Consider the following 17121-nt stretch of genomic DNA (forward strand, 5'->3'; position numbering starts at 1 on the left):
AACCCTCTGCAATCGGTTGAAGACAAAAAGCCGAACGGCCGACTCGTCACTGAGTCAGCCGTCGGCGTGCGTTTTTACAGGATGTTGAATGGTACGGTGGTCACGAGACGGAACTCGTTGATGCTGCCGTCAGCCTGGTTTTCGCTGGCGCGGTGAGCGGTGTAGGTACCACGGATGGTGGTGGCCTTGAGTGGGCCGCTCTGTACAGCGTAGGTTGCACCGATGCCGTATTCGTAGTGGTGCTCGCCGTCCATGTTTTTCACGTCATACGCAGTGCCGGTGTAGTGAGTACCGTCGATGCCCCAGCCGCGAGCCTGGTAGATGTTGAACTTCAGGCCTGGCACGCCGTATTCGGCCATGTTCAGACCGTAGGCGACCTGGAAGGATTTCTCGTTCGGGCCGTTGAAGTCGGACAGCAGGGAGTTGGCCAGGTAGATGCCGTTGGTTTCGTGCAGGTAGTCGAAGTACTCGTTACCGTTAATTTCCTGATACGAGAAGGTCAGGCTGTGGGCCTGGTGGGTCAGACCGAACGACAGGGAGTAGGTGTCGTTGTCGATGTTGCCCATCTCTTTTTTGCCGGTATCGACGGTCTTGTAGTAGTTCAGGCCGGTGGTCAGGCTTACGACGTTGCTGTCACCCAGTTCGTGGGTGGCGCCGAAGTAGTACTGGTTCCAGAAGTCTTCAACCTTGGAAGCGTACAGGCTGGTCTTCAGGCTTTTCAGCGGCTGGTAGTTCAGGCCGACGATGCTCACGCGATCGGTCTCGGCGCTGTTGTTGGTGTACTCGGAGCGGAATTTCGACAGGCTCTCTTCGGTACGTGGCGATACGCGATCGAAGCTGCCGGCGTCGAACGACAGGTTGTTCAGCTCTTCGCTGTGCAGGCTGACACCTTCAAAGCTCGAAGGCAGCGCACGGTTGCCGATGGTGTCGACGATTGGCGTGCTGAAGTTCTGGCGACCGGCGGTCAGCGTGGTGTTGGAAACGCGGAACTTGACGTTGGCCAGGCCCAGTTTGCTCCACTGGCCTTCAGCGTCGCCGCCTTCTTTGGTCAGCGTACGGTTGTTGCCTGCGCCTGGACGCGAACCCGGTGCGCCACCATTGTTGGAGGCCAGATCCTTGCGATCGCGCTCCAGGGCAACGGCGTTGTACGCGGCCACTTCAGTGCTGACACCGACGGTGCCCTGAGTGAAGCCGGAGGTGTAGTTGACGATGGTGCCCTGCACCCAGTTGATACGACGATCGGTCGGGGTCGCGACACCGTCTTTGCGGTAGGTGAACTTGCCGCCACGTTTCAGTTGCTCGTTGGCGTACCAGTTACGGGTCGTGCCGCTGATCTTGGAGCCTTCGAGGAAACCGGTGGCTTCAGCCTGGGCGCTCTGCTCGTTGACGGTAACCGGGGTGTACGCCTGGCTCTGTTCCTCGGCATAAGCCGTGGCGGTGATGCTGCTGATGGCCAGAGCCAGTATCGCGGTGCTGCTCAGTTTCATGGGTGAAGCTCCTTTACTTTCTTTTTATGCCGGCTTTTTTGGGTTGGCCGGTTTTTGGTTTTAGAACTCATTCACACATCGCAAACGTTTGCAAAAGGCCTGATTGGCGAATTTCGGCAAAGCGCTTGCGTGAGGAGGTAGACGGCCTCCTCAGCGTTGCGGCTAGTCGGTTTTTTGTTTAATCGATGCTGACACCCGAAAACACGTTGCGACCGAAGGGGCTGACCTTGAATCCTTCGATCCTGGCGCTTAACGGCTGGTTGACCGTCGAGTGGGCGACAGGCGTGATCGGCACTTGCTGCTTGAGTAACTGCTGGGCCTGTTTGTAGAGCACGGTGCGCTGGTCGCGGTCGGTGACGACCTTGGCCTCTTTGATCAGCTTGTCGTAAGCCGGATCGCACCACATGGAGTAGTTGTTGCCGCCAATGGCGTCGCAGCTGTACAGCGTGCCAAGCCAGTTGTCCGGATCCCCGTTGTCACCGGTCCAGCCGATCAGGCTGATGTCGTGTTCGCCATTCTTGGTGCGTTTGATGTATTCGCCCCATTCGTAGCTGACGATCTTCACTTTCAGACCGATTTTGGCCCAGTCAGCCTGGAGCATTTCGGCCATCAGTTTGGCGTTCGGGTTGTATGGACGCTGCACCGGCATGGCCCACAGGGTGATCTCGGTGCCTTCCTTGACGCCGGCAGCCTTGAGCAACTCCTTGGCTTTTTCCGGGTTATAGGCGGCGTCCTTGATCGTGGTGTCGTAGGACCATTGGGTCGGCGGCATGGCGTTGACCGCCAGTTGACCGGCACCCTGGTAAACAGCGTTGAGAATCCCTTGTTTATTCACCGCCATGTCCAGCGCCTGACGCACTTCGAGCTGGTCGAACGGTTTGTGGCGCACGTTGTAGGCGATGTAGCCAAGGTTGAAGCCCGGCTTTTCGATCAGTTTCAGTTTCGGGTCGTTCTTCAGTGCCGGCACATCGGCCGGGCGCGGGTGCAGGGTGACCTGGCACTCGCCAGCCTTGAGCTTCTGCACGCGGACCGAAGCGTCGGTGTTGATCGCGAAAATCAGGTTCTTCAGCTTCACCCGGCTCTGATCCCAGTAATGCGGGTTGCCGGTGTAGCGGATGTTCGAGTCTTTCTGATAGCTCTTGAACACGAACGGGCCAGTGCCGATCGGCTTCTGGTTGATGTCGCTCGGCTTGCCTTCGGCCAGCAGCTTGTCGGCGTATTCGGCAGACAGAATGGCGGCGAAGCTCATGGCGATGTTCTGGATGAACGCGGCGTCGACGCTGTTGAGCGTGAACTGCACGGTCAGCGGCCCGGTCTTCTCGACCTTGGCGATGTTCTTGTTCAGGCTCATCCCGTTGAAATACGGGAACTCGGTCGGATAAGCCTTACGGAATGGCTGTTGCGGATCGAGCATGCGGTTAAACGTGAACAGCACGTCGTCGGCGTTGAAATCACGGGTAGGTTTGAAGTACGCCGTTGTATGAAATTTCACCCCTTCACGCAGGTGAAAGGTGTACTTGAGGCCATCCTCGGAAATATCCCAGCTCGTTGCCAGGCCCGGTACGACATTGGTCGCGCCCTTTTCGAACTCGGCCAGGCGGTTGTACAGCGGCTCGGCGGCGTCGTTATCGGTCGCGGTCGTGTACTGCGCGGTATCGAAACCGGCCGGGCTGCCTTCGGAGCAGAACACCAGACTGTCGCTGGCGGCAAAACTCGCGGACGTGGCGGCCAGCAGGCCGGCGCCCAGCAATGCGGAAAAAACCAAGGTGTGGCGCATGACGCTCCCTCTTTTCTCAGTGTTTTTCAATGCGCCGCGATCCCTTCCAGGGAAGTTGTGGCGGCATTGAGCTCAGACCCACAGCAAACCGATAGCCCACGCAGTCACTGGTCAGAACCTGACGGTAGGGGCCGCAGGTCTGGCAGTAAATGCGCTGAGTCCTAAAGACTCGTAGGAAAAGGCGACACGTCCTAAACCAACCTGGTAAGACCAAGTGGAAATGGATGTAGGCAAATTCCTGACTATTCGGCAGAAAAAAACAGCGGCGACGCTGAAAACGTCGCCGCCGTTTTTTTACTTGATGCTGACGCCGTAGAAGGAGTTCAAGCCGAATGGGCTGATCTTGAAGTCCTGCACGTTGGCGCGCATGGGTTGATACACCGTCGAGTGAGCGATAGGTGTCATAGGGACTGCATCTTTGAGGACGTGTTGCGCCTCTTTGTAGAGTTCGGTGCGCTTGGCCTGGTCAGTGGTGCGCTTGGCTTCTTTCACGAGGCCGTCGAATTTCTTGTCGCACCATTTGGAGAAGTTGTTGCCGCTCAGCGAGTCGCAACCAAACAACACGTTGAGCCAGTTGTCCGGATCACCATTGTCACCGCTCCAGCCAATGATCATGGCCTGGTTCTCGCCACCTTTGGAGCGCTTGATGTACTCGCCCCACTCGTAGCTGGTGATCTTCACGTTCAGACCGATCTTCTTCCAGTCGGACTGGAGCATTTCGGCCATCAGTTTGGCGTTCGGGTTGTACGGACGCTGAACCGGCATCGCCCACAGGACGATCTCGGTACCTTCCTTGACGCCGGCTTCCTTGAGCAGCTGCTTGGCTTTCTCAGGATCGTACTTGGCGTCCTTGATGGTGGTGTCGTAGGACCACTGGGTCGGTGGCATGGCGTTGACGGCCAGTTGGCCCGCGCCCTGGTAAACCGAGTCGATGATCTGTGGCTTGTTGACGGCCATGTCCAGCGCCTGGCGAACGCGCAGGTCGGCCAGCGGGTTGGCTTCGTTGCTGCCCTTGACCTTGTCCATCACGTTGTAGGCGATGTAGCCCAGGTTGAAACCAGCCTGGTCAGGCATCTTCAGCGCCGGGTCTTCTTTCAGTGCCTTGAGGTCAGCCGGACGAGGGAACAGGGTGACCTGGCACTCGTTCTTCTTCAGCTTCTGGATACGCACCGACGGGTCGGTGGTGATGGCGAAGATCAGGTTGTCGATCTTCACGTCATCAGGCTTCCAGTAGTCCTTGTTGCCGGTGTAGCGGATGTTGGAGTCTTTCTGGTAGCTCTTGAACACGAACGGACCAGTGCCGATCGGCTTCTGGTTGATGTCGGCAGCCTTGCCTTCTTTCAGCAGCTGGGCTGCGTACTCGGCGGACTGAACCGACGCGAAGCTCATGGCCATGTTCTGGATGAACGCGGCGTCGACTTCTTTCAGAGTGAACTTGACGGTGTGGTCGTCGACTTTATCGATCTTGGTGATGTTGGTATCCATCCCCATGTCGGTGAAGTACGGGAATTCGGTCGGGTACGCCTTACGGAACGGGTCATCCTTGTTAATCATGCGATTGAAGGTGAACAGTACGTCGTCGGCGTTGAACTCACGAGTCGGCTTGAAATACGAGGTGGTGTGGAACTTGACGCCTTCACGCAGGTGGAAGGTGTAAGTCAGGCCATCGGTCGAAATGTCCCAGCTGGTCGCCAGCCCAGGAATCACGGCGGTGCCGCCACGCTCGAACTGGGTCAGACGGTTGAACATGGTTTCGGCTGAGGCGTCGAAGTCGGTTCCGGTGGTGTATTGGCCTGGGTCGAAACCGGCCGGGCTGCCTTCGGAGCAGAACACCAGGTTAGTCGCAGCGGAAGCGAAAGGTGCGGAGGCTAACAAGCCTGCGCCGACTAAAAACGGAATGACCGCGTGTTTAAGCATGTTGGCCTCATGATTTGTTGTCATTTTTTAATATTGAGGTACGACCTCGTGAGTCGTGCCTGCGGATACTTATGCAGGGCCCATACCCAATGCAAGATCCAGAGCGCTCGGCGGCATCAAACGGTGGCACGAACGTACCTTAATGTCGCATCTGTATAACTTCTGACGCATTTGACCGTTTGCGGTCGGTTTTTACGGTGCAAACGAAGCCCCAAAACGGTGCATTGGTCACGATTTGCGCGCCGCCTTGGGGCTCGGTGTTACTTATTTATACCCACGCCATAGAAGGGGGTTAGACCGAACGGGCTGATCTTGAAGTCGGTGACTTCCTTGCGCAGCGGCTGGAACACCGTGGAGTTGGCGATCGGCGTGATCGGCACCTGCTGTTTAAGGATCAGTTGCGCCTGTTGATACAGTTTTACCCGTTGCGATTTATCGGTGGACACCTTGGCCTGCTGCACCAGTTTGTCGTAGGCCGGATCGCACCACTTGGCGTAGTTGCTGCCTTTCACTGCCGCGCAGCTGTAAAGCACGCCCAGCCAGTTGTCCGGGTCGCCGTTGTCACCTGTCCAACCATAGATCATCGCGTCGTGTTCGCCATTCTTGGCGCGCTTGATGTACTCGCCCCATTCATAGCTGACGATGTTGGCCTTGATACCGATCTTCTCCCAATCCTGCTGGATCATCTGTGCCGACATTCGCGCATTCGGGTTGGATGCGCGCTGCACTGTCATCGCCCAGAGGTTGATGGTTGTACCCGGCGCAACCCCGGCTTCCTTGAGTAGCGCCTTGGCTTTCACGGGATCGTACGGCGCATCCTTGATATTCGGGTCATAGGACCATTGCGCGGGCGGCAAGGCGTTCTGCGCCAGCTGCCCGGCACTCTGATAAACCGCCTTGATGATCGCCGGTTTATCGATGGCCATGTCCAGGGCCTGGCGCACCTTTAATTGGTCCAGCGGCGGGTGAGTCGTGTTGTAGGCAAGGAAACCGAGGTTGAAACCGGCCTGCTTCAACACGCGCAGGTTCGGGTCTTTTTCCATCACTTCGATATCGGCCGGGCGCGGGTAGCCGCTGACCTGGCATTCACCGGTCTTGAGCTTCTGCAGACGCACGGCGGCGTCCGGGGTGATCGAGAACACCAGGTTGTCGATTTTCACGTCCTCGGGTTTCCAGTAGTCCTTGTTCGCCGCGTAGCGGATCTGCGAGTCCTTCTGATAACGCTTGAACACGAATGGGCCGGTGCCGACCGGTTTCTGGTTGAGGTCGGCGGCGTGGCCTTCCTTCAGCAGTTGGGCGGCGTATTCGGCCGATTGCACCGAGGCAAAGCTCATGGCGAGGTTTTGCACGAACGCGGCGTCGATGTTGTTCAGGTTGAAGCGCACGGTGTTTTCGTCGAGTTTTTCCACGGATTTGATCGTGGTGTTCAGGTCCATGTCGGTGAAATACGGGGACTCGGCGGGGTAGGCCTTGCGAAAGTCGTTGTCCGGGTCGAGCAGGCGCTGGAAGGTGAACAGGACGTCGTCGGCGTTGAAGGTGCGGGTCGGGGTGAAGTAGTCGGTGGTGTGGAATTTTACGTTTTGGCGCAGGTGGAAGGTGTATTGGAGGCCGTCCGGGCTTACGTCCCAGTTGGTCGCCAGGCCGGGTTCTACTTCGGTGCCGCCGCGTTTGAACTGGGTGAGGCGGTTGAAGAGGGTTTCGGCGGAGGCGTCGAAGTCGGTGCCGCTGGTGTACTGGCTGGGGTCGAAGCCGGCGGGGCTGGCTTCGGAGCAGTAGACCAAGGTTGTTGCTGCGTTGGCGAAGGGGGCGGTAGTTGCCAGGGCGAGGGTTATCAGTAGTGGTTTTAGGGTGAGTCTTTGCATGTCTGCCCCGGGGGTTGGAGGTGATTGTGGCGGGGGAGGTTAGCTGGGTGGTGGTGGGCGCGGAAATATCGTTTTTCTAGGTGAGGTTTCTAGTTCGGTATATCTGGGGTGGTTGGGTACATATCCGTTGTTGCGGTAACGGCCACTTAGGGTTCCGCCCTTACGGCGGGTCACTTTTTACAAACGCCTAAAAAGTAACCAAAAACGCTTGCTCCTACGTTCGGCCCGCTCGCTGAGGCTCGGGGTTCCTTCGCTCCGGGATTCATCCGGGGGGCATCGCCTACGGTTTGCTTCGCTGCACCTCCTCTCGATGTGTTTGGCTTCGCCAAACGGTCGCTGCGCTCCCACCCCCGGATAAATCCCTCCACTCAGCCTTCCGACGTCGCCTGTGGATCAAGATCAAAAGCTGCAGCCGAGCTAACGCTCATCCTGTTGAGTGGTGGAAGCAAAAGCAAAAGCAGAAGCAGAAGCGGGAGCTGATGTTGGTGTGGATGTGGATGTGGATCTAGATCTAGATCTAGATCTAGTTCTGGAGGCAGAGGCAGAGGCAGAGGCAGAGGCAGAGGCAGAAGTGAAATCGTGTGTGTTTCAAAACCCGAATTCACCTCGATATCTCACGTCGGCGTACCTCCCCCAAACACCGCGGTCAGTCCCCTCTCCCTCCGGGAGAGGGCTAGGGTGAGGGCTGCTTTTGAAGCCGCTTAAATCTCAACAACATCCCAGGATCCTTCCCACAAGGTTTTCAGGTTGTCCGTCGGAAGCACGCTCTCTAGTCTTTGGTTGTCGCTGCCAATTCAGCGACCGGGAGTGAGATCCCGGCTATTCATTTGGATACTTGTGCGAGCCCCTTCATAATCGCCGCCAGCTTAGACTGTCAGCGATTCTCTATGGCGGCTGTGTGCGGGTGGACGAATGTCCTGCCGGGTGTCCATACCGGTGATCTCACCCCGTACATAGCTGCCACCTCTTCTTCGAGTGAGATCGGGAAAAAGTGGCTCCATAACCTGGAGAAATTGCTACATGGATAAGCTGATACCCGACCCACCCCTCGAATCACCCACGCCCCTCGAAGAAGCCATGCGTGCCGAAGACCTCGCTCGCAACCGCGAAGCCATCAAACGCGCCCTCGATTTCTATCTCTGCCCCAACCTTTCCAAACCACGCCCGCCGAGCACGATGTACATGGTCACTCCCAACGTCGATACCGAAAGCCTGCTGGCCAACGCCTGCGAATCCCTGGCGTCGGCCAGTACCATCGCCAGCAATTTCGCCAATGAGCTTTCGGGCCCGCAGCGCAGTACGGCGCTCGGTATCCAGCAGATCATCATGCTGGCCGAGCTCGCAGTGAACCGCGCGCTGGACCGGGTTGATCCGCAAACCTGATAACCCAAATCCCGGGCATAAAAAAACCGGCGATCATTTTCTGATCGCCGGTTTTTCATTCAGCCGTCATTCAATCACTGCATCAGCACTTCAATCGAGCCATCGGCCGTCAGGCTGACCTGGCTGGTGCCGGCTTCGACTTCAGGTGTGACCGGTGCTGCGTCCATGCCGGCGGCTTTCATCATCATCGGGGCGCGCATGTACGGTTGTGGGAAGCCGTTGCTGTTGAGGTTCAGGTTGACGATTTTGTAGCCCTTGCCGCCCAGGGCGTCGGTCGCCAGTTGGGCGCGGGCCTTGAAGGCGGTGACGGCTTCTTTCAGCAGTTTGTCTTCGCTGGCCTTGCGGGTCGGGTCGGCGATGGCGAAGTCCATGCCGCCCATTTTCAGGTCGGTCAGCAGTTCGCCGGTGAGTTTGGACAGGGCGGCGAAGTCGGCGCTTTCCAGACGCAGTTCGGCGCGCTCGCGCCAGCCGGTGATTTTCTGGCCCTTGGTGTCGTAGATCGGGTAGCTGTTGCGGCTGCCCTGGCGCAGGGTGATGTCTTTGACTTGCTTGGCCTGGGCCAGGGCCTTGTTCATGGTGGTGCTGACGTCGGCGGCGAGTTTGGCCGGGTCAGTGTTTTGCTCTTCGGTGTAGAGGGTCACGATCATCAGGTCGCGGGCCACTTCCTGGCTGACTTCGGCGCGCAGGGAAATCTGGTTGTAGTGCAGCTCATCGGCGGCCAGGGCCGGAAGGCTGGCGACGCTGCCGACGGTCAGGGCGAGAAGGGCGGCGCTGCGGCGAAATGTGTGCATGAAAGCTCCTTGATGAGGGCGCAGGTGATGGTTCGGGGGCCTGCGTGAAACCATCAGACTGTAGCTTTTATGATCCGGTTCGCCCAGTTACAACTTCTATACAGATGGGCCTTATAGCCGCCGCGAAGCTTTTTGCCATGTGGTCGTTTGCCGCACTTTCGCCTCTCAAGCCCGCGCCTTGGTTATACTCCGTGCGATCCGCCTGGAGCGCTCATCAGGAGAGCTCATGCTCGCCCCCGTACAACTGACTTCCGCCACTCGCCAGAACCTCTGGCGGCTGACTTTCATCCGCACGCTGGTGCTCGCCGCGCAGGCCGGTTCCGTGGGCCTGGCCTACTGGCTGGATCTGTTGCCGTTGCCGTGGGTGCAACTGGTGATGACCCTCGGCTGTTCGATTCTGCTCTGTGTATTCACCGCCGTGCGCCTGCGCACCTCGTGGCCGGTTACCGAGCTCGAATACGCGCTGCAACTGGCCTGCGATCTGTTTATCCACAGTGCCTTGCTGTATTTCTCCGGTGGTTCGACCAACCCGTTCGTTTCGTATTATCTGGTGCCGCTGACCATTGCCGCGGTGACGCTGCCATGGCGTTATTCGGTGGTGCTGTCGGGTATTGCGCTGGCCTTGTACACCCTGATGCTGACGCATTTCTATCCGCTGGAAACCCTGCCGGTGGCCCGGGAGAACCTGCAGATCTACGGCATGTGGCTGAGCTTCGCGCTGGCGGCGGCGGTGATTACTTTCTTCGCCGCTCGCATGGCTGAAGAGCTGCGCCGGCAGGAAGAATTGCGGGCGATCCGCCGCGAAGAAGGCCTGCGTGATCAGCAATTGCTGGCCGTGGCGACTCAGGCCGCCGGTGCCGCCCATGAACTGGGTACGCCGCTGGCGACCATGAGCGTGTTGCTCAACGAAATGCAGCAGGATCATCACGACCCGATGCTTCAGGAAGACCTGAAGGTGCTGAAGGATCAGGTGAAACTCTGCAAGGAAACCCTGCAACAACTGGTGCGCGCCGCCGAAGCCAATCGCCGGATGGCGGTGGAGATGCAGGACGTCACCGAATGGCTCGACGAGGCGCTCAACCGCTGGCACCTGATGCGTCCCGAGGCCAGTTACCGCTTCCAGCGCCTGGGCCAGGGCACGTTGCCGCGTGTAGCACCGCCGCCGGATCTGACCCAGGCCTTGTTGAATCTGCTGAACAACGCCGCCGATGCCTGCCCGGAAAACCTTCAGGTGACGCTGGACTGGACCGCTGAAGACCTGACCATCAGCATCCGCGATCATGGCGCCGGTGTACCGCTGGCCATCGCCGAGCAGATCGGCAAACCGTTTTTTACCACCAAGGGCAAAGGTTTCGGCCTGGGCCTGTTTTTGAGCAAGGCCAGCGTGACACGCGCCGGCGGCTCAGTGAAACTCTATAGTCATGAGGAAGGCGGCACGCTCACCGAGCTGCGCCTGCCCCACGGCGCCCGAGGAGAGCAACATGAGTGACGAAATCCAAGTCGAAGGCGAAGAACTGCCGCATTTGCTGTTGGTCGATGACGACGCGACCTTCACCCGGGTGATGGCCCGCGCCATGGCTCGCCGTGGTTTCCGCGTCAGCACCGCCGGTTCCGCCGAGGAAGGCCTGACCATCGCCCAGGCCGATCTGCCGGACTATGCCGCGCTGGACCTGAAAATGGACGGCGACTCCGGTCTGGTCCTGCTGCCGAAGCTGCTGGAGCTGGACCCGGAAATGCGCGTGGTGATCCTCACCGGTTACTCGAGCATTGCCACGGCGGTCGAAGCGATCAAGCGCGGCGCCTGCAATTACCTGTGCAAACCGGCCGACGCCGACGACGTGCTGGCGGCGCTGCTGTCCGAGCACGCCGACCTCGACAGCCTGGTGCCGGAAAACCCGATGTCGGTGGATCGCCTGCAATGGGAACACATTCAGCGCGTGCTGACCGAGCACGAAGGCAACATCTCCGCCACTGCACGTGCTCTGGGCATGCACCGCCGCACCCTGCAGCGCAAACTGCAGAAGCGCCCGGTTCGTCGCTGAACCTGCGCTGAACGGCCATCGCCAGCCCTCGCGATAAAGCGCACCGATCAACTATGATCGGTGCGTGTCTGTTCTTTTCTTTATCGAGCCTTATCCATGAATCAGAACGCTGAATATTCCGCGGTCAACGATGCTGTGCGCGGGCAGTTTTTTCGCAAGGTGTGGGCCATGACCACGCCGTACTGGCGCAGTGAAGAGAAGGGCAAGGCCTGGACGTTGCTGATCGCCGTGATCGCGCTGTCGCTGTTCAGCGTCGGCATCTCGGTGTGGCTCAACAGTTGGTACAAGGATTTCTACAACGCCCTGCAAAAGAAGGACGAGGCGGCGTTCTGGCAGTTGATCCTGTATTTCTGCGGCATTGCGGCCGTGGCGATTCTCGGCGCGGTGTATCGCCAGTACCTGACGCAGATGCTGACCATCCGCTGGCGGGCGTGGCTCACCGAAAACCATTTCAAGCGCTGGCTCGGGCACAAGAACTACTACCAACTGGAGCAGGGCGGCTACACCGATAACCCTGACCAACGGATTTCCGAAGACCTGAATACCTTCACCAGCAACACCTTGAGCCTCGCATTGGGCTTGATCCGCACGGTGGTCAGCCTGGTGTCGTTCTCGATCATTCTGTGGGGAGTGTCGGGCAGCATTGAGGTGTTCGGCGTCGAGATTCCCGGTTACATGTTCTGGTGTGCGCTGCTGTATGCGGCGGTCGGCAGCTGGCTGACGCACCTGATCGGTCGACGCCTGATCGGCCTGAACAACCAACAACAACGTTTCGAAGCCGACCTGCGTTTCTCGATGGTGCGGGTGCGCGAGAACGCCGAGAGCATTGCACTGTACAACGGCGAGCCCAACGAAAATCGTCGTCTGAGCAGCCGCTTCGGTCTGGTCTGGCACAACTTCTGGGACATCATGCGGGTGTCCAAGCGCCTGACGTTCTTCACCTCGGGTTACGGCCAGATCGCAATCATCTTCCCCTTCATCGTCGCGGCACCGCGTTACCTGTCCGGCAAGATCGAACTGGGTGAGCTGATGCAGATCAACTCGGCATTCGGCAACGTGCAGGAGAACTTCAGCTGGTTCATCTCCGCGTACTCGGACCTCGCCGCATGGCGAGCGACTTGTGATCGTTTGTTGAGCTTCCGTCAGGCCATGAGCGACAACGAAGACCGGGCACCGGCCATCGATGTACAGAATCACGGTGATGAACTGAAGGTACACAACCTCGGTCTGGACCTGGCTGACGGTCGTCACCTGCTGACCAGCGCCGACATGACCGTGGAGGCGGGTGATCGAGTGATGCTCAGCGGCCGCTCCGGCAGCGGCAAGTCGACACTGCTGCGGGCGATGGGGCATTTGTGGCCGGCCGGCCACGGCAGCATCCGTCTGCCGGCATCGCGTTATCTGTTCCTGCCGCAAAAACCGTATCTGCCGATTGGGACCCTGCGTGAAGCCTTGAGTTATCCACAACCGGGCGACACCTACTCGCCAGAGCGTTATGCACAAGTGCTGGAAACCTGCCGTCTGCCGCATCTGGTGGCACGACTGGACGAAGCCAATCACTGGCAGCGCATGCTCTCGCCGGGTGAACAGCAACGTCTGGCCTTTGCTCGTGCGCTGCTCTACGCACCGCACTGGCTGTACATGGACGAAGCGACGTCGGCGATGGACGAAGAAGACGAGGCCACGCTGTATCAGGCACTGATCGATCAGTTGCCGGGCCTGAGCATCGTCAGCGTCGGCCATCGCAGCAGCCTCAAGCGCTTCCATCCACGGCATGTACGGATCGACAGCGGGCATCTGGTCGAGCAGACCGTCACGGCTTGATGTGTACTGAATCTGTGGGAGCCTGCTCCCACAGAGGACGGTGATCGTACAACTCCCTTGGGCTATGATGCCCCTCTAGCCGAATTTTCGAGATAAACGCAGACCATGGAAAACCCGATCGACACCCCGCGCCTCCCTCGCAAGCGCCGCAGCCTGGCACAGGAACTGGTGACGGTGCTGACCGAGCAGATCCGCGACGGTCTGCTCAAGCGTGGCGACAAGTTGCCCACCGAGTCGGCGATCATGGAAGCCAATGGTGTCAGCCGTACCGTGGTGCGCGAGGCGATTTCCCGACTACAGGCTGCAGGGCAGGTCGAAACCCGTCACGGCATCGGCACTTTCGTCCTCGACACACCGAGCCCGAGCGGTTTTCGGATCGACCCGGCGACCGTGGTCACCCTGCGTGATGTGCTGGCGATTCTCGAATTCCGTATCAGCCTCGAAGTAGAGTCCGCCGGTCTCGCCGCACAACGTCGCAGCACCGAACAACTGGCCGCCATGCGCGCCGCCCTCGATGCATTGAACGAAAGCGTGGCCCATGCCAGCGATGCAGTGGCGTCGGACTTCCAGTTCCACCTGCAAATCGCGCTGTCCACCGGCAACCGCTATTTCACCGACATCATGACCCACCTGGGCACCAGCATCATTCCGCGCACGCGGCTGAACTCCGCGCGCCTGGCCCATGACGACCAGCAGCACTACATGAATCGCCTGAGCCGTGAGCACGAGGAAATCTACGAGGCCATCGCCCGTCAGGATTCCGATGCCGCCCGCGCGGCCATGCGCCTGCACCTGACCAACAGCCGCGAACGGCTGCGTCAGGCGCATGAAGAAGCGCAGGCGCAGGGTTGAGGAATCAGGCTTCGACGTAGAGCTTCAGCGGCTCCGAACACGGTTCCAGGCTGGACTCATCGGCGAACTTGTAGCGAAGCTCAACGGTGCTGTTCAGGTACTTTTCCAGCTCGAATTTCGGGATGCTCAGTTCGATCCCGGTCAGGCCGACCATGTCGTCGAGTGCGTCATCCCAGACGCCGGTCGGCTCCGACAGACCCAGCCATTCAGGCTCTTCTGGATCATCACCGAGGATCGGATATACATCCCAGTTCGGCGGTGTGTCCTGTCCATCGGGGACGCGGATGATCAGGTCGTCATCCAGGGCAGACAGGCGCAGGATGATCGAATCGCTGGCGTGATCGGGAAATTGCGGAAGGTGTGCAGCGGCAAACGTCATGCTTCGTTCTCCTTGAAAGATCTGCCGCGATCCTTCGCGGCAGTCGTCGCACTTTACCCGGCGAATCGGTGAGGCGCGCCGGGGCAATCTTGTCCGGGCATTTCAGCTCTGGGGCAGAATCGAACGATCCACCCTGACCGCCAGTTTGCCCGGGGCGGGCCGGACGTCGAATGTCGCCTGGCCCTGGGCATCCACCGACGCCCGGGCGATGGCCACGCCGTCGCGCAGCAATTGCAGCGGCGCACCTTTCAACGATTGGCCGGAAGCCAGTTCCACTTTCAATTTGATCGTCATCGAATCGCTCCTTAATTCGTGTTGCCGGTTGGGTGATAGTCCTTGAGCAGCAGGTAAGTGCTCCAGCCCCACCAGTCGTCGACGGTGGCGGTGTCGTTGAGGTTGTTCACGTCCTTGCGCCGCAGGACTTTGTTGCCCTGAAGGCGGAACAGTGGCGAGAAATTGTTCGTCAGACTCATCACGAAAGTCAGGTCCGGCAACCGTTGCAGTGCGTTGAAGGTGGTCGGCACGTTGCCGCTGGAATAGGCGGCATACACTTCGTCAGCCGAATCCTGCACCGCGTGATTCACCTGATTGCGATTGTCGGTGTCGGTCGCCTCGAAGTAGCGCTTGTCGCCGAATGCCCGCCATTGCTCGCCCCGGGCGTTGCGTACCTTGAGGCCGAATTTGCTGTCTTCGTCGTGCATGAACCGGGTGATCAGAGAGCCCAGATCGCTCGGCGTCACTGCGGCGGCCATGGCCTTGCGGGGCACTCGCAAATGCCCGGAGGAGAACAGGTCGGTGAGATAGTGATCGGCGAACGCGTTCATCGCGTAGGCCCGTTCCAGTTGCAGCTCGTCTTGACTGGCGTGGGCGGCAGCGGCAGTTTGCAGGGCGGCGGTGTGCCCGGCGATGTAGGCTTGGCGGGCCCATTCGCCGAAATGGTCGGCATTGTTCGCCGCCAGTTTCAGGTAGCGACCGAGCGGGAACAGCGCCGAGACGAAACTGCCGCCGCCGGTGATCTTGTTCCACTCTTCCGACAACGTATCTCCCAGTGCGTCGTAGGCTTCGTGGGGTGGTTTGCCGTCCTTGATCGCCTGTTTAACGGCGTCGATCTCTTTTTGCATGATCGCGAGAATCTGTGGCGCTTCGGCCTTGGAAGCCGGCACGGCGGCGAGGGTGTCGAAAGCTGCCGTGAAGCGCAGCAGACGATCCGCCGGGGTGGCGCCTTCGTTGATCGGCCGGTCGACGACTCCGTAGAAATCACCGCCCAGCGCCAGCACCTGGCCATAGGTCAGCGCCAGTCCGTTCGGCAGATGCAAGGGCACGTTTTGCGCGAGCACCGGCTCGGCGTTTTCAACGAAGCGAAGCCAGGTGTTATCGCCGATAGCCGTGTGTTCCGCGCCTTCGAAGCGCAGCGGCGGTTTGCCTTTCATGGCTTTGCCGGGCAGGGCGAGGGCGGGTTCGACATCGCTGTGCGAGTCGGCAATGTGCAGCAGCAGATGCGGATTTTCAGCACTGAAGGCGATGCCGTTGGGGGTAAAAAGATCATCGAAACGGGCGATGAGCGGTGTGGGTTTTTCAAGGCATTTTGGTTGTAGACCGGACATTTCTTTCTCCTTGATATGTCGTCGGCAGGTTCTTATATAGCTGTATGTATATACAGTTAATTGAAGCCTAGTCGAGAAAACGCCTACGTCAAAAAGAAATCCTGTCCGACAAAAAATGCCCCCCAGCGATGAAATGCAGTTGACGGTTATCTTTTAAGTTGTACGATGACCTACAACTTCGGCGAAGGCTGAACGGTCCACTCACAAAAAAACGTTGCTACCAGGGTGTTCGAATAATGAATCCACAAGAACTGAAGTCCATCCTCTCCGCCGGCCTGCTGTCGTTCCCGGTCACCGATTTCAATGCCCAGGGCGATTTCAACCGCGCGGGCTACATCAAACGCCTGGAATGGCTGGCCCCGTACGGTGCTTCGGCCCTGTTCGCCGCCGGTGGTACCGGCGAATTCTTCTCCCTGGCTGCCAGCGAATACTCGGAAATCATCAAGACTGCCGTCGACACCTGTGCCAGCAGCGTGCCGATCCTCGCCGGTGTCGGTGGTTCGACCCGCCAGGCCATCGAATACGCTCAGGAAGCCGAGCGTCTGGGCGCCAAAGGTCTGTTGTTGCTGCCGCATTACCTGACCGAAGCCAGCCAAGACGGCGTTGCCGCCCACGTTGAAGCGGTGTGCAAATCGGTGAACATCGGTGTGGTGGTTTACAACCGCAACGTCTGCCGCCTGACCGCGCCGCTGCTGGAACGTCTGGCCGAGCGCTGCCCGAACCTGATCGGCTACAAGGACGGTCTGGGTGATATCGAGCTGATGGTGTCGATCCGTCGTCGCCTCGGTGATCGCTTCAGCTACCTCGGTGGTCTGCCGACCGCCGAAGTCTACGCCGCTGCCTACAAGGCCCTGGGCGTGCCGGTCTACTCGTCGGCGGTGTTCAACTTCATCCCGAAAACCGCGATGGATTTCTACCACGCGATTGCCCGCGAAGATCACGCCACCGTCGGCAAAATCATCGACGACTTCTTCCTGCCGTACCTGGACATCCGCAACCGCAAGGCCGGTTACGCCGTGAGCATCGTCAAGGCAGGCGCCAAGATCGCCGGCTATGACGCAGGCCCGGTGCGGGCGCCGCTGACCGACCTGACCCGCGAAGAGTACGAAATGCTCGCCGCGCTGATCGACAAGCAAGGTGCGCAGTAACCCAACCCTCTAAACAAGGCCGCTGAGCAATCAGCGGCCTTTTGCGTCAGGAGAA

Annotated in this window: 14 protein-coding genes; 6 read left to right on the forward strand and 8 right to left on the reverse strand. The window is 59.3% G+C overall.

The window, feature by feature from the left end; translation table 11 throughout:
• Nucleotides 1–74: 74 nt before the first annotated feature.
• The 4 genes from AC3WRD_RS05590 to AC3WRD_RS05605 form a co-directional block, all read right to left on the reverse strand.
• Complete coding sequence (locus AC3WRD_RS05590) at nucleotides 75–1487, reverse strand: OprD family porin (protein ID WP_096818899.1); 1413 nt, start codon at nucleotides 1485–1487, stop codon at nucleotides 75–77.
• A gap of 178 nt (nucleotides 1488–1665) precedes the next feature.
• On the reverse strand, nucleotides 1666–3264 hold the full coding sequence (locus tag AC3WRD_RS05595; RefSeq protein ID WP_102619422.1) for an ABC transporter substrate-binding protein: 1599 nt from the start codon (nucleotides 3262–3264) through the stop codon (nucleotides 1666–1668).
• A 294-nt stretch (nucleotides 3265–3558) separates the two neighbouring features.
• The gene (locus AC3WRD_RS05600) at nucleotides 3559–5181 is read right to left on the reverse strand and encodes an ABC transporter substrate-binding protein (protein ID WP_102619423.1); all 1623 of its coding nucleotides are present in this window, start codon (nucleotides 5179–5181) and stop codon (nucleotides 3559–3561) included.
• Between the two features lie 260 nt (nucleotides 5182–5441).
• Nucleotides 5442–7043, reverse strand: coding sequence for an ABC transporter substrate-binding protein (locus AC3WRD_RS05605; protein WP_102619424.1), 1602 nt, complete (start codon nucleotides 7041–7043; stop codon nucleotides 5442–5444).
• A gap of 1020 nt (nucleotides 7044–8063) precedes the next feature.
• On the opposite strand from AC3WRD_RS05605, the gene AC3WRD_RS05610 reads away from it, so the two are divergent.
• Nucleotides 8064–8426, forward strand: a complete 363-nt coding sequence (locus tag AC3WRD_RS05610; protein ID WP_102619425.1) for a DUF6124 family protein — start codon at nucleotides 8064–8066, stop codon at nucleotides 8424–8426.
• 74 nt (nucleotides 8427–8500) lie between these two features.
• Here the strand turns inward: AC3WRD_RS05610 and AC3WRD_RS05615 are convergent, their stop codons facing one another.
• Entirely contained in the window at nucleotides 8501–9217 is a 717-nt protein-coding gene (locus tag AC3WRD_RS05615; RefSeq protein ID WP_096818907.1) for an SIMPL domain-containing protein, read from the reverse strand.
• 226 nt (nucleotides 9218–9443) lie between these two features.
• Between AC3WRD_RS05615 and AC3WRD_RS05620 the strand changes: the two genes are divergently transcribed.
• The 4 genes from AC3WRD_RS05620 (at nucleotide 9444) to AC3WRD_RS05635 (ending at nucleotide 13935) form a co-directional block, all read left to right on the forward strand.
• A complete protein-coding gene (locus AC3WRD_RS05620; RefSeq protein ID WP_096818909.1) occupies nucleotides 9444–10706 on the forward strand; it encodes an ATP-binding protein in 1263 nt (420 codons plus the stop codon).
• Entirely contained in the window at nucleotides 10699–11259 is a 561-nt protein-coding gene (locus AC3WRD_RS05625) for a response regulator transcription factor (RefSeq protein ID WP_003221630.1), read from the forward strand. The genes AC3WRD_RS05620 and AC3WRD_RS05625 overlap by 8 nt, the downstream gene beginning before the upstream one ends.
• A gap of 96 nt (nucleotides 11260–11355) precedes the next feature.
• Nucleotides 11356–13083 carry an ABC transporter ATP-binding protein/permease gene (locus AC3WRD_RS05630; protein ID WP_102619426.1) on the forward strand — a complete coding sequence of 576 codons (1728 nt, stop codon included), beginning with the start codon at nucleotides 11356–11358 and terminating at the stop codon, nucleotides 13081–13083.
• 105 nt (nucleotides 13084–13188) lie between these two features.
• The gene (locus AC3WRD_RS05635) at nucleotides 13189–13935 is read left to right on the forward strand and encodes a FadR/GntR family transcriptional regulator (RefSeq protein ID WP_096818913.1); all 747 of its coding nucleotides are present in this window, start codon (nucleotides 13189–13191) and stop codon (nucleotides 13933–13935) included.
• Between the two features lie 4 nt (nucleotides 13936–13939).
• Here the strand turns inward: AC3WRD_RS05635 and AC3WRD_RS05640 are convergent, their stop codons facing one another.
• The 3 genes from AC3WRD_RS05640 to AC3WRD_RS05650 all read right to left on the reverse strand — a co-directional run bounded on the left by AC3WRD_RS05640 (nucleotide 13940) and on the right by AC3WRD_RS05650 (nucleotide 15918).
• Entirely contained in the window at nucleotides 13940–14314 is a 375-nt protein-coding gene (locus AC3WRD_RS05640; RefSeq protein ID WP_102619427.1) for a hypothetical protein, read from the reverse strand.
• A 102-nt stretch (nucleotides 14315–14416) separates the two neighbouring features.
• The gene (locus AC3WRD_RS05645; RefSeq protein ID WP_102619428.1) at nucleotides 14417–14608 is read right to left on the reverse strand and encodes a hypothetical protein; all 192 of its coding nucleotides are present in this window, start codon (nucleotides 14606–14608) and stop codon (nucleotides 14417–14419) included.
• Between the two features lie 11 nt (nucleotides 14609–14619).
• Complete coding sequence (locus AC3WRD_RS05650) at nucleotides 14620–15918, reverse strand: phospholipase (RefSeq protein ID WP_102619429.1); 1299 nt, start codon at nucleotides 15916–15918, stop codon at nucleotides 14620–14622.
• A gap of 236 nt (nucleotides 15919–16154) precedes the next feature.
• Between AC3WRD_RS05650 and kdgD the strand changes: the two genes are divergently transcribed.
• Nucleotides 16155–17066: a 5-dehydro-4-deoxyglucarate dehydratase gene (gene kdgD, locus AC3WRD_RS05655; protein WP_007953624.1), complete on the forward strand. Its 912-nt coding sequence runs from the start codon at nucleotides 16155–16157 to the stop codon at nucleotides 17064–17066.
• The last annotated feature ends 55 nt before the right edge of the window (nucleotides 17067–17121 follow it).

It is taken from the genome of Pseudomonas sp. FW215-R2 (assembly GCF_058789255.1).

Coding starts and splice junctions, on each gene's coding strand:
- AC3WRD_RS05590 (WP_096818899.1), bottom strand. CDS start 1,487: ATGAAACTGAGCAGCACCGCGATACTGGCTCTGGCCATCAGCAGCATC.
- AC3WRD_RS05595 (WP_102619422.1), bottom strand. CDS start 3,264: ATGCGCCACACCTTGGTTTTTTCCGCATTGCTGGGCGCCGGCCTGCTG.
- AC3WRD_RS05600 (WP_102619423.1), bottom strand. CDS start 5,181: ATGCTTAAACACGCGGTCATTCCGTTTTTAGTCGGCGCAGGCTTGTTA.
- AC3WRD_RS05605 (WP_102619424.1), bottom strand. CDS start 7,043: ATGCAAAGACTCACCCTAAAACCACTACTGATAACCCTCGCCCTGGCA.
- AC3WRD_RS05610 (WP_102619425.1), top strand. CDS start 8,064: ATGGATAAGCTGATACCCGACCCACCCCTCGAATCACCCACGCCCCTC.
- AC3WRD_RS05615 (WP_096818907.1), bottom strand. CDS start 9,217: ATGCACACATTTCGCCGCAGCGCCGCCCTTCTCGCCCTGACCGTCGGC.
- AC3WRD_RS05620 (WP_096818909.1), top strand. CDS start 9,444: ATGCTCGCCCCCGTACAACTGACTTCCGCCACTCGCCAGAACCTCTGG.
- AC3WRD_RS05625 (WP_003221630.1), top strand. CDS start 10,699: ATGAGTGACGAAATCCAAGTCGAAGGCGAAGAACTGCCGCATTTGCTG.
- AC3WRD_RS05630 (WP_102619426.1), top strand. CDS start 11,356: ATGAATCAGAACGCTGAATATTCCGCGGTCAACGATGCTGTGCGCGGG.
- AC3WRD_RS05635 (WP_096818913.1), top strand. CDS start 13,189: ATGGAAAACCCGATCGACACCCCGCGCCTCCCTCGCAAGCGCCGCAGC.
- AC3WRD_RS05640 (WP_102619427.1), bottom strand. CDS start 14,314: ATGACGTTTGCCGCTGCACACCTTCCGCAATTTCCCGATCACGCCAGC.
- AC3WRD_RS05645 (WP_102619428.1), bottom strand. CDS start 14,608: ATGACGATCAAATTGAAAGTGGAACTGGCTTCCGGCCAATCGTTGAAA.
- AC3WRD_RS05650 (WP_102619429.1), bottom strand. CDS start 15,918: ATGTCCGGTCTACAACCAAAATGCCTTGAAAAACCCACACCGCTCATC.
- kdgD (WP_007953624.1), top strand. CDS start 16,155: ATGAATCCACAAGAACTGAAGTCCATCCTCTCCGCCGGCCTGCTGTCG.